At 56.8% G+C, this 595-nt stretch carries 1 protein-coding gene; it reads right to left on the reverse strand.

Annotated elements, in window-relative coordinates; all coding sequences use genetic code 11:
• The coding region (locus EN780_RS36820; protein WP_348631303.1) for an acyltransferase at positions 1-453 on the reverse strand (453 nt) is incomplete at its 3' end.
• Between the last annotated feature and the right edge of the window lie 142 nt (positions 454-595).

Raw genomic sequence — 595 nt, forward strand, 5'->3', positions numbered from 1 at the left:
CTCATAGGGCGCGAAGAAATCGGTCAGGTAGACGGCTGCGATGAAGATTTTTCGAGGCGTCTCCAGACCGATGAGCAGGATTGCCGCCAGCATCAGATAAAGGGGCGGAGTGAGGCGTACCAGCCGGTTCCAGTAAAAGCGGCCGAGATCGATGCTGTTGGTCTCGTCAAGTTCGTTGCGCAGCATGGTGGTGATCAGAAAGCCGCTAAGTACAAAAAACAGATCGACCCCGAAGAAGCCGCCATGCAGCAGCGGCACCTCGCAGTGGAAAGCCAAAACAGCCAGGATGCTGATGGCGCGCAATCCATCCAGCGCAGGATTGTAAGGCAAAGGAACCTCCCCCGGAACAGCTGGCGAAGGTACTTTGGCATTCTTTAAATTGGGTTTCCTTGTGGTTGCATTTTGCTTGCAATGACAACCTTTGCTCGCGGGTTGCCGCGCCTGACATAGCAACGCAGGAGCTTAGCCGCCAAACCGGCGCGCACGCCTCAAACAGCGGCCTGACCGGGCAGGCTACCCGACGTCCCGGCGGCTGGTTGGGCTCTTTGCCGCAACCGTTGAAAATTCAACAGGGAGATTTTGGTGCGGTCGAGAA

Source organism: Mesorhizobium sp. M4B.F.Ca.ET.089.01.1.1 (assembly GCF_004022605.1).
Classification (GTDB): Bacteria; Pseudomonadota; Alphaproteobacteria; order Rhizobiales; family Rhizobiaceae; genus Mesorhizobium; species Mesorhizobium abyssinicae.